The organism is Aestuariibaculum sp. M13, from assembly GCF_024723255.1.
Classification (GTDB): domain Bacteria; phylum Bacteroidota; class Bacteroidia; order Flavobacteriales; family Flavobacteriaceae; genus Aestuariibaculum; species Aestuariibaculum lutulentum.
The window spans coordinates 333,383-345,048 of record NZ_JANIAC010000002.1; the positions used below are offsets into that span (position 1 = coordinate 333,383).

General features: G+C 34.7%; 11 protein-coding genes and 1 other RNA gene. 6 read left to right on the forward strand and 6 right to left on the reverse strand.

Annotation, left to right across the window (positions count from 1 at the left end; all coding sequences use genetic code 11):
• Window positions 1-48 precede the first annotated feature (48 nt).
• Window positions 49-2,646: a zinc-dependent metalloprotease gene (locus tag NO995_RS08600; RefSeq protein WP_258227152.1), complete on the forward strand. Its 2,598-nt coding sequence runs from the start codon at window positions 49-51 to the stop codon at window positions 2,644-2,646.
• Window positions 2,647-2,826: 180 nt separating this feature from the next.
• On the opposite strand, the gene NO995_RS08605 is transcribed toward NO995_RS08600, so the two are convergent.
• The 5 genes from NO995_RS08605 to NO995_RS08625 form a co-directional block, all read right to left on the reverse strand.
• Complete coding sequence (locus tag NO995_RS08605; RefSeq protein WP_258227153.1) at window positions 2,827-3,909, reverse strand: iron-containing alcohol dehydrogenase family protein; 1,083 nt, start codon at window positions 3,907-3,909, stop codon at window positions 2,827-2,829.
• A 98-nt stretch (window positions 3,910-4,007) separates the two neighbouring features.
• On the reverse strand, window positions 4,008-4,712 hold the full coding sequence (locus NO995_RS08610; RefSeq protein WP_258227154.1) for an HAD family hydrolase: 705 nt from the start codon (window positions 4,710-4,712) through the stop codon (window positions 4,008-4,010).
• Window positions 4,703-5,431, reverse strand: a complete 729-nt coding sequence (kdsB, locus tag NO995_RS08615) for a 3-deoxy-manno-octulosonate cytidylyltransferase (protein WP_258227155.1) — start codon at window positions 5,429-5,431, stop codon at window positions 4,703-4,705. Before kdsB ends, NO995_RS08610 begins: the two co-directional genes overlap by 10 nt.
• A gap of 83 nt (window positions 5,432-5,514) precedes the next feature.
• Window positions 5,515-6,090, reverse strand: a complete 576-nt coding sequence (locus tag NO995_RS08620; RefSeq protein WP_258227156.1) for a DUF4126 domain-containing protein — start codon at window positions 6,088-6,090, stop codon at window positions 5,515-5,517.
• Between the two features lie 19 nt (window positions 6,091-6,109).
• The gene (locus NO995_RS08625) at window positions 6,110-7,534 is read right to left on the reverse strand and encodes an ATP-dependent RecD-like DNA helicase (RefSeq protein WP_240573964.1); all 1,425 of its coding nucleotides are present in this window, start codon (window positions 7,532-7,534) and stop codon (window positions 6,110-6,112) included.
• Between the two features lie 127 nt (window positions 7,535-7,661).
• On the opposite strand from NO995_RS08625, the gene NO995_RS08630 reads away from it, so the two are divergent.
• From NO995_RS08630 to NO995_RS08650, 5 genes are all read left to right on the forward strand, one after another.
• A complete protein-coding gene (locus tag NO995_RS08630) occupies window positions 7,662-8,399 on the forward strand; it encodes a hypothetical protein (protein WP_258227157.1) in 738 nt (245 codons plus the stop codon).
• A complete protein-coding gene (locus tag NO995_RS08635) occupies window positions 8,383-9,204 on the forward strand; it encodes a DUF3822 family protein (protein WP_258227158.1) in 822 nt (273 codons plus the stop codon). Before NO995_RS08630 ends, NO995_RS08635 begins: the two co-directional genes overlap by 17 nt.
• Complete coding sequence (rsmD, locus tag NO995_RS08640; RefSeq protein ID WP_258227159.1) at window positions 9,204-9,749, forward strand: 16S rRNA (guanine(966)-N(2))-methyltransferase RsmD; 546 nt, start codon at window positions 9,204-9,206, stop codon at window positions 9,747-9,749. The genes NO995_RS08635 and rsmD overlap by 1 nt, the downstream gene beginning before the upstream one ends.
• Window positions 9,750-9,895: 146 nt before the next feature.
• Window positions 9,896-10,441, forward strand: a complete 546-nt coding sequence (locus tag NO995_RS08645) for a nuclear transport factor 2 family protein (protein WP_258227160.1) — start codon at window positions 9,896-9,898, stop codon at window positions 10,439-10,441.
• A 31-nt stretch (window positions 10,442-10,472) separates the two neighbouring features.
• Window positions 10,473-11,216 (forward strand): hypothetical protein, encoded by a 744-nt coding sequence (locus NO995_RS08650; RefSeq protein ID WP_258227161.1) that lies wholly within the window; start codon window positions 10,473-10,475, stop codon window positions 11,214-11,216.
• 57 nt (window positions 11,217-11,273) lie between these two features.
• Here NO995_RS08650 and rnpB read toward each other — a convergent pair.
• An RNA gene (rnpB, locus tag NO995_RS08655) (RNase P RNA component class A) lies at window positions 11,274-11,655 on the reverse strand.
• Between the last annotated feature and the right edge of the window lie 11 nt (window positions 11,656-11,666).

Consider the following 11,666-nt stretch of genomic DNA (forward strand, 5'->3'; position numbering starts at 1 on the left):
GTTTAATGGGTATTTTTAGCTTCAATCATTTGAAATTCAAATCAAAATATGAAGCAACACAAACTAAACATTCACCATTACGCATGTATTGCACTCGCATCGCTCTGTTTTTTGAATCCTTCAAACATGGAAGCTCAAAACAAGAAAAAAAAGAAAAAAGATGCTCAAACGGAAATTGTCGCCGAAACGCCTAAAAAAAGCAAAGACAAAACCATTGCTGAACTCGTAAAAACGAGTAAGGAAATAGATGGTTTATTTAAGATTTATCAGGATACCATAAAAGGCTCCCTCCAAATGGTTATTTCTGAAGAGCAGCTCGGTAAAGAATACATTTATTTCAGTCAGATATCAGATGGTGTCATGGATGCCGGAAGAGTTATAAGAGGCATGTACCGGGGTTCTAAAGTTTTCAAAGTTGAAAAGTATTTCAATAAAATTGAATTTATTACGCAAAATACGTCCTTCTACTTCGATCCTGAAAATCCTTTATCTAAATCAAAAGATGCTAATATTAGTGAAGGCAATATGGCTAGTATAGAAATTTCAGCTTACGATAAAGACAAAAAGCTTTATTTAATTAATGCCGATAATTTATTTTTAGCAGAAACCTTTTCCCAAATTAAAAATCCATCAAGACCAGGATCATCTCCAACAGAGTTTAAGATTGGGAATTTAGACAAATCGAAAACCAAAATATTAGACATTAACAACTATCCTGAAAACACTAATATGGAAGTTGAATATGTTTACTCTCAACCTTCTGTATTAAATGGCGGCTCGAATGCTGTTGCTGATGGCAGAAACGTAAGCATAAAAGTGTATCATAGCTTAATTGCTATGCCTGAAAATGATTTCCAACCTAGATTTGACGATCCACGAGTTGGTTATTTCACAACTCAGGTAGACGATAAAACATCGGCAAGCTCGACGCCTTACCGTGATTTAATTCACCGTTGGAATTTAGTTAAAAAGAATCCGGAACTGGAATTATCTGAACCTGTCGAACCGATTACCTGGTGGATAGAAAATTCAACTCCTTTAGAATGGCGTGAAACTATTAAAGAAGGTGTTTTACAATGGAATAAAGCTTTTGAAAAAGCGGGCTTTAAAAATGCCATGGTTGTAAAAGTGCAGCCTGATGATGCTACCTGGGATGCCGGAGATATTCGCTATAACGTTTTACGTTGGACATCGTCGCCAGAACCACCGTTTGGAGGTTACGGCCCTAGTTTTGTGAACCCTAGAACCGGAGAGATTTTAGGAGCCGATATTATGCTGGAATTTGCGCATTTTTCTAACCGTGTGTTCTATGATAAAGTTTTTGAATTAACATCTTCAGTAAAAACTTTCGAAAACAACACATCAAACACAAACGACCATACGTTTTGCTTTTTAGGTGATGAATTGCATGATGAAATGATGTTTGCTAGCTCAGTTGCTGAAGCTGCCGGAGCATCAGATTTTGAGTTAGAGCGCATTAAAAAGGAATCAATGACCGCTTTAATTATGCATGAAGTTGGACATACTTTAGGTCTAAATCATAATATGAAAGCGAGTCAGTTATTTTCACCTGAACAATTGAACGATGCTGAATTTATTAAAGGAAAATGTTTAACCGCTTCAGTAATGGATTATGCGGCTTTAAATGTAACTAAAGACCGAAGTAAACAGGGACAATACGACGATGTTACAGTTGGCCCTTACGATATTTGGGCTATTCAATTAGGTTATAAACCTTTTAAAACAGAAAAGGAACATCAGGATTTATTAAATGAATCTACAAAACCAGAACATATTTTTGGTAATGATGCCGATGATATGCGTTCGCCCGGTAAGGCTATAGACCCTCGTGTAAATACAGGAGACCAATCGAACAATCAAATTGCCTGGGCTGTTGATCGAATTGAATTGTCGAATAATTTAATGAAGGATCTAAAGGGTAATTTCAGTAATACAGGAGAATCTTACCAGGAACTCCGTCGTGTTTACTATTTGTTATCTGGACAAAAAGGATCTGCCGCAAATACCATTTCAAGATTTATTGGAGGTGTTTATGTAGAACGTTCTATGGTAGGGCAAGAAGGTGAAAAACAACCGTATACTCCGGTAAGTTTAGAAGATCAAAAACGCGCTATGAATGCCTTAAGCAAATATATATTTGCTCCTGATGCTTTTGATGTACCTAATGATTTATATAATTATTTAGCCATGCAGCGTCGTGGTTTTAATTTCAGAACACCTGAAGACCCTAAAATACATGATCAGGTTTTAGGATACCAGAAGGCTGTTTTAAGTCATATATTACATTATAATACACTTCAAAGAATTTCAGATTCTGAATTATATGGCAATAAGTATACGCTTTCAACCATGATGACAGATTTAAACACCGCTATTTTTAAAGCCGATATCTCTGGAAACGTGAATTCCTTCAGACAAAATTTACAATTAGAATACACAAACATGCTCATTTCTATGTTAACAAATAAGCAAGGATCCAGATATTCTAATTTAGCACAATCTATGGCTTTGTATAATTTAAATGCAATTAAAACGATGACAAGTTCTGGTGGCGATGTTTCTTCAAGAGCACATAAGCAACACCTAAAAACGTTAATTGATAATGCTTTAAAGGAAGTGAAATAGTGATCTATAAAATCAGAAAAGCGACTCTAATCGAGTCGCTTTTTTTGTATGTAGAACATTAATGTTTCTTTTTAGGGACAAATAATTGTTTACTTTATGTTTCATTACAACCACACATGAAGTAAAATTCAAAATCTATGCCAAATCACTAGTTCAAATTACTGTTTAACAAAATTTTTACTACATTTTTTGATATAGACTTTTCAGTTTTTCTGGTGTCATAATGTTTTTCCAGTTTTTACCTAAGGCATTTTCCCAAAGCGGTGCCATTCCTAACGAAACTTTAATCATAATATCGAAATCAGCATCAGTTAAATCGGCACAAATCCCCTGTGGTAATTTTATATTATGTTTGGCTTTCATTTCTTTAAACAATTTAACGCCTTCAGGGTAAAACTCTTCTAAATGATCGAAAACTATACAATTTCCAATACCGTGTTTTGTTCCTAATAAATAAGCTAAACCATAACTCATAGCATGGGCTACCCCCACCTGAGAGTAAGCAATACTCATTCCACCGTGCCAGGATGCCATCATCAATTTTTCCTGAGATTCAACTTCTGACAGATTATTATCAAGAAATATTTCTTTACATAAATCAAAAGCTTTCTCGCCATAACTTTGGCTAAAGGCATTTAAATAAGACCCTTCTAGCGATTCTATGCAATGAATATAACAATCCATTCCTGTATAAAACCATTGTTCTTTAGGAACATCTTGTGTTAACTCAGAATCTAAAACCACCTGATCAAAAGGCGTATAATCGGAGTTGATTCCTAACTTCTTTTCAGGTCCGGTTAACACCGTTGTTCTTGAAACCTCTGCTCCTGTTCCTGAAATAGTTGGAATCCCCACATGATAAACGGCTTCATTCTTAACTAAATCCCACCCTTGGTAATCTTTAGCTTCACCTTCGTTGGTTAACATAATAGAAACTGCTTTGGCTAAATCTAACAAGGTTCCGCCTCCTATTCCAATAATTCCTGAGGGACGTTCTTTTGTGGTAAGTATGATATCTTCTACCAATTCATCAACCTGTGAGGTTTTTGGTTCTTCGGCAGCTGATATATATATTATTCTATCATCGTAAGCTAAAGGGATTCTAGAAGTCAACCAGGCATTATTTTTAAATACATCATCTACCAAAAATATAAATGGAGCTTTTGAATTTAAGCGCTTTGGTTCTAAAATATCATTTAACTGATTGAAACTACCGCGACCAAAAATAACTCTTGGTACCATTGGAAAGTTTTTATAACTCATCTACTATGCTTTCTTTTTCGTAACCCAAAAATAAGGTTATTTTAAAATTAACATCATAAAATCGCACTTGATTTTATGAATTTTAACACAATTATATTTTAGTTTAAAAGTGTAATTAAATCCTTTAAACTACTAATGGTTTTGTAATTTTTGCCATTCGTTTCTTTTTCAGACACTTGCTCATGAGCCCAAGTGGTATGAAACGGAATATGCACCGCATGTGCTTTAATATTTACTAATGGTAACACATCAGATTTTAATGAATTACCAACCATTAAAAACTCGGACGGATTAATATCTAAATGATTTAAAAGTTTCGAATAATTTTCTTCCTTTTTATCACTCAATACCTCTATGTGGTGAAAATATTTCGTTAGTCCTGACTTTTCTAACTTACGCTCCTGATCTAATAAATCTCCTTTTGTTGCCAGAATTAATCGGTATTTTTTCGATAATGATTCTAAAACATCTTCAACACCATCAAGCAATTCCACTGGTTTATTAAGCATGTCTTTTCCTATGTTTAATATTGCTTCAATTGTTTGTTGAGACACATTATAATTGGACTGTTCTAAAGCGCTTTCAACCATCGACAAAACAAAAGCTTTAACTCCGTATCCGTAGAGCGGTAAATTATCAATCTCTTTTTTGAAAAGCTCCTGGTCTAATTTATTCAAGGTTTCATACTCCGATAGTAAGTTACCAAAACTAGCTTCAGCCTCTCTAAAATAGGTTTCGTTTACCCAAAGGGTATCGTCGGCATCAAAGCCAATTACTTTTATGTGCTGGTAGTTTACTTCCATTGTTTTTGTGCTCGTATTAAATCTTCAGGCGTGTCTATTTCAACTCCTTCAACATCGGTCTCCACCATTTTAATGCGTTTTCCGTATTCTAAATAGCGTAGTTGCTCCAATTTTTCAGAAGCTTCTAATGTTAGCATTGGTAAACGGTAAAAATCTAAAATAGCCTGTTTTCTGAAAGCATAAACCCCTTTATGCTTATAGTACTTTACATTAACTGTTTCGTCTCTGTGATACGGAATCGGGCTTCTTGAAAAGTACAAAGCAAAATTAAAATGGTCTAGAACCACCTTAACTGTATTCGGGTTTTTTATATCCTCTTCTTCGGTAATATGAACCATTAAAGACGCTAAGTCAATAGATTTATCGTGATCATCTTTAAACACATTAATTAACTTTGATAAGGATTCCTTATCGGTAAACGGCTCATCTCCCTGAACATTAATTACGATATCAATATCCAAATCCTCAACAGCCTCAGCGATTCTGTCACTTCCGCATTCGTGTTCCTTTTTACTCATAATGGCCTTACCTCCATTATTTACAATTTCATTATAAATAATCTCGCTATCAGTCACCACAAACACATCATCAAACAAACCAGTAGCCACAGTGGCTTCGTAAGTTCTAAGAATAACAGGTTTTCCTCCTAAATCTTGCATAAGCTTTCCAGGAAAACGAGAAGCACTGTAACGTGCCGGAATCATTGAAATTATCTTCATTCGTATATTATTAATATCTGCTTTCAGAACTTTCTTTTTATTTCGTTACATTCTGAATTTACAGGACAAAAATAGAATTTTTATTATCGATTTGAAGCTTTAGGACGACTAAACTTTTTATACAATTTAAATATGATAAACAAGATGAGTATTACAAACAGAAAGGCTATTACCGGAACAAAAATAGATAGCACAGACATTACTATTGATGTTCCAGTTTCTACGGTAGAAACGATAGGGTTTCCCAAACCACCTGTTGTTGCTGTCGATGCTAATCGTGTTGTTCCTGAAGAACCCGAAATAGCGGCTGCCGTTCCACCACCAGCAATAATAGCCAATGCCCAGGTTACTACCGGACTTAAATCGGACACAGTTGAAAGCATAACAGCCGTTCCTGCAAGTGCGGCTAAAGGGACAGCTATACTATCTAAAGCATTATCTACAAAGGGAATAAAATAAGCAAAGATTTCAACTATGGTCGCCACCCCTAACGTTATCAATGCTACTGAACTCCCCACCCATTGCCAAGACTCGTTAAGTTCCCAAACATTAAAACAGGCTGCTAAACTTAAGGTGAATAAAGGTAAAAATACCCGAAAACCTACCGAAGCTGCCAGACCTATTCCCAAACAAATGCTTATAATTGAATCTACTGCCATAGTTATAGTATATCAAAAACTATTCCTCAAAAAAATCGTCTTTAAAGCCTATAAGATACAATTTTTCTTTGGCACGTGTCACCGCAGTATATAACCAACGTAAATAATCGGTATCGATGCCATTGGGCAAATACGGCTGCTCGACGAAAACCGTGTTCCACTGCCCTCCCTGAGATTTATGACAGGTTATAGCGTAAGAGAATTTTACCTGCAAGGCATTAAAATGTTTGCTGCCTTTAACCTTTAAAAATTTTCGATAGTTACTACTCTCGTTGGCGAAATCTTTCATAACCTCCTGATACAGTCTGTTTGAATCGTCGTAAGATAACGACGGACTTTCAGCTTCAATAGTGTCTAACAATAAAACCGTTTCTATCGGGGCCATTTTGGGATAATCGACCATTCTTATTTTTACTTCCGCGAAGCGAAAGCCATAAAGCTCTTCAATTCTAAATATTTCAAGAACTTCTATAATGTCACCATTGGCTATAAAACCGGCTTCACTGGTTGGTTTTACCCAAAAATAATTGTTCTTAACCACCATGAGATAATCGCCGGCCGACAGTTCGCTTTCATTAAATAGTATACGATTTCTAATGTTTTGGTTGTATAAATTAGCCCGTTTATTACTACGAACAATTATAGCCGTTTCTTCATTTCCTAAATCGCTGTATGCGCTGTTGATGGCATCCATGATTTCGTGACCATCAACCAAACGAACAATATCCTTAAACCCGTGTAAATCGAATTTAAAATAATCATGAAAATCACTCGCCAATGCTTCACGTAACACTGTGGCATTAGCTAAAATGCCTGAATCGTATTCCTGACGTACTACTTCGTCTAACTCCATTAGAGTGACTTCCTTATTATAATTTAGAGCTAAGGTATTTTCATTTAAGGCAGGACTTAAATCTAATTTTACAGGTGGTAACTGCGCGGTATCTCCTATCAACAACAATTTACATTTATGTCCTGAATACACATATTGAATAAGGTCATCTAGTAATGATCCGTTTTCAAAAAGTTTAGACTCTCCGGGTGTATCTGGAATCATAGATGCCTCGTCAACTATAAAAATGGTGTTTTTATGCTTGTTGGGTTGTAATACAAAAGACAACCCACCGCCTTTATCCTTTTTTGGGAAATATATCTTCTTATGAATGGTAAATGCCTCTCTACCAGAGTAATTCGATATTACTTTGGCAGCACGACCTGTTGGAGCCATTAAAACCGAACTTTTTTTCGCTTTCCATAAATTATTTACTATCGCACCAATTATGGTTGTTTTTCCTGTTCCTGCATATCCTTTTAATAAATACAATCCGTTAGGTGAATCGTCAAAGATAAATTCTGAAAGTTGCTGTAACACAACACTCTGCTTTAACGTAGGTTCAAATGGGAATTGTTTTTTAACTAAGGAATTAAATTCGGATGCAGTCATTAAAAGGAATAAAAATTATAAATTATTCAAATATAGAAATGATTTTATTCTCAATAGATTTTTACGATTAAAAAAAAATTGTAGATTTGCGAAAGACCTTTAATAACTTTTTAATTAAAAAATAACGATGTTAAAATTTATTCTTATTGCTGTTGCAGTAATCCTACTTACAGTTGTCCTGGTTAAGGTAATTGACAAATTTGTTCCTTCTAAAGTTAAACCAGTTATTAGTATAGCACTTTGGATTTTAATCATATTTTTAGGTTATCAAACCTATATGTCTATATACACTCCAATCTTATTCAATCAGGAGAAAAACAGACGTTATGCTGAAGTTATCAAAAAATTAAATGACATTAGAGATGCCGAGTTGGCTCATAAAACGGTTACTGGAAAATTCGTTGACAATTTCAACGATTTAATTAAATTTATCGATACAGCAGAATTTACCATTACTGAACGTCGTGATTCTTCTGTAATTGACGTTGAGCAAACAAAACGTTTCGGAGTAGATATGTTTAAGGATATTGTAGTTATCGATACTTTAGGATATGTACCAGTAAAAGACTCTTTATTCAAAAATTCTGATCGTTACAAAACAATGATGAATGTACCTGTTGGAGAGCCTGGAGCTCAATTTAAATTAGATGCAGGTTTTATCGAGCAAAGTAAAATTAACATTCCTGTATTTGAAGCTTCAGTTAAAAAAGATGTTATTCTATTCGACCAGGATAGAGATATGGTAATCCAAGAAAACCAAGTTATGTCGGTAGACGGTGTTAACGGCGAGGTTTTAAAAGTTGGATCTATGGAAGAAGTAAATACTGCTGGTAACTGGCCTAAAAACTATGGCGCAAACGAGTAAAGAATTAAATACTTTAACAAATAAAGACTTGTCCATTCAAATTAGTTTGAGTGGACTTTCTTTTTGTATCCTACAAAGAGACACCAATACTATCAGTAATCTTACTGAAATTAATTTTGGCAAAAAACTAAATTATCTTGTGCTTTTAGATCATCTAAAAAATGCTTTAGAGGCTAACCCAAATTTGCAAGAGACATTTGATAACGTAACTGTCGTTCATGATAACGAAATAGCAAACTTGGTACCTATGCCTTTATTTGATGAAGATCATCTTGCCGATTACCTGAAGTTTAATTCTAAAATTTTAAAGTCTGATTACATAGCGACTGATGACATTGTTCTTAACGACAGCGTAAACGTTTATGTGCCATTCACCAACATTAACAATTTTGTTTACGATACCTTTGGTGAATTTACCTTTAAGCATGTGTCTTCTGTTTTAATTGAAAACATTTTACTTATTGAAAAAAATGCAGATGCTCCAAAAGTTTATGTAAATGTTGGTCAAAATCATTTTGAAATTGTCGTGGTCGATAAAGCCAAGCTTTTACTTTATAACACTTTCGATTTTACAACAAAAGAAGACTTTATTTATTACATCCTCTTCACGACAGAGCAACTCAAATTAAACCCAGAAACCTTTCAGTTAGTATTGCTGGGAGAAATTGCAGAAAACGATGAATTATACAACATAGCTTATAAATACATAAGATTTATTAGCTTTGGCAGCAGAAATGAAAATTACATTTACACGGAAGTTCCGAAATCAAATCATTCTAATTTTACACTTATAAACAGTTTTTAATGCGAATTATCTCAGGATCACTTAAAGGAAGAAAAATTATAGCACCTAAAAAATTGCCAGTTCGTCCAACAACCGATATGGCAAAGGAATCCTTATTCAATATTTTAAACAATACCTTTTATTTTGATAGTATTTCGGTATTAGATTTATTTGCCGGAACTGGTAATATAAGTTATGAGTTTGCTTCTCGCGGCACTTCACAAATCACTTGCGTCGATCAGGATTTTGGCTGTATCAAGTTCATTAAGCAAACAGCTGATAGTTTAAATATTCCAATTCAAACTATTAAAAGCGATGTGTTTAAATTCTTAGAAAAAGCTTCTATGCAGACCGATATCGTTTTTGCCGATCCGCCATACAATTTCCCTGACGAAGATTTTGCAAAGATTGCCGAATTGGTTTTTGAAAACGATTTTCTTTTAGAAGAAGGCGTTCTAATTATAGAACATTCTAAACACACCGATTTATCTCAGGTAAAACATTTTAGCTATGCTAAAAACTACGGCAGCAGCGTATTTAGTTTCTTCGAAAATGAAGTAAGTTAAATTTTACTTCTGTAATTCTTTTTTTTTCAGTACTTTAGAGTTAGGAAGAAGCCCTTTCTCTAACTTTTACTTATTTTTTTGATGTAAGCTGTATGTAGCTCTTATTTATGGTTCATGTTTTTAATAACCAATAAAAAACCATAAATATGAAAAAACTTCTTCTAGTAATGCTTGCAACCATATTGTTTGTTGCATGTAAAGACCAACCACAACGCTATTTCGAAACTTCTCATGAAATAGACATTTTAAAATCGGGTATTAAAGCCTATGAAGACCAGGACTGGACTGCCTGGAGAGCCAATTTTGCAGACACTGCAAAAATTCATCATAACACTATTAAAGGACTATCTCCTGAAGATAACATGACCAACCTGCAAAATATGGTTGTCAATTTCGCTTCTTATGGATTTCAGGACAAAGGATCATTCTCTGAAATGGTTATAGATAAAGATGGAGAAACCTGGGTAAATTATTGGGGTATCTGGAATGGCGTTGTTATGGAATCGGGAGAAAAAGTAACAGTTCCGGTACACCTAACAGCGAGATTTATTGATAGTAAAATTGTTGAAGAATACGTGTATTACGACTCCGCTCCTATTTTAAAAGCTTTAGAAGCAGCCAAAAAACTATCTGAAGCCGAAGCACCAATTGAAGAAGCTGAGATTGAAAATGCAGAAATGGCTGAAGAATAAAACCCTAAATAATTCAATAAAATATACCAACATGAAAACTATCAAACACATTTTATCTATCATATTTATTATTGTTTTAATTCCGAATGTTTCTGCTCAAATGTATCGTATACATCAGGATAATGTAAAACCTTCGAAACTTGAGGATTATGAAAAAACCGCTAAAGCCTTTAACGAAGCCTGCGTAAAGTATAATGTTCAAGCTAATTGGGCAACTGCAACAACCGATAACCTAAAGTATCTTTATATTTCTGAAATTGAAAACATGGCAGCTTTAGATAATCGTCCATTTGCCGAAATGGCTAAAGCTATGGGTGACGACTTTGGTAAATTGTTCGATGATTTCGATAAGTGCTACGACTCTCACAGCAGCTATATTATTCATTTAGTCAAAGATTTATCTTATATGCCAGAAGGCTTCAGTATGATGCAGGAAGGTCAGGATTACCGCAAGTGGTTCTATATTTACTTCACCCCTCAGAATGCTAAAAAAGTTAGAGAAGGTATGGAAGCCGTGAAAAATATGTACGAAACAAAAAAATCAAAAGAATATTACCGCGTTTACAGAAATGGCTTTGGCACATCTGAAGACTGCTATCTTGTTGCTGTCTCTTCAAAAGATGAAATTGACGGAGCAACAAAAGCTAAAGAAAATGACAAACTTTTAGGTCCAGATAGCTGGGATACGTTCAAAAAAGTTATGGATTATGCCGAAAGATTTGAAGAGGTAAGCGGTAAAATGCGACCTGATCTCTCTTATTTCCCTAAAAAGTAAATTAAGGCAGATTTTATTAAATAGAAAATCCTTCTGGTTTACCAGAAGGATTTTTTGTACTTAAGTAAATCTATAAGCCGAATTCTGTACTTTTAAAATTAAAAGCCCTTATCATTTATCTGAATGTACTGTTACCAGCACACTTTAGCTGCCTACCCTCCAACAATCGAACGTGCCGCCCTCAAGCGTTGGTATACATGGCATTGCACCTCATAGAGTTTACCTGATTTCACTACAGCATTACCTGTACATCCTTTCTGTTGCACTTTTCCTGACCTCTCGGCCGGTGGCCATTAACCACTATGATGCACTATGGTGTTCGGACTTTCCTCCCTAAATGCTGAACTTGTTTCAGTATCATTTTCAAATCAACTATAACGTTAACAAGAAGCAGGTACTGAAATAAATTCAGCACAAGAGCGATAAGGCGATTTACTCGCGGGCAAAAAT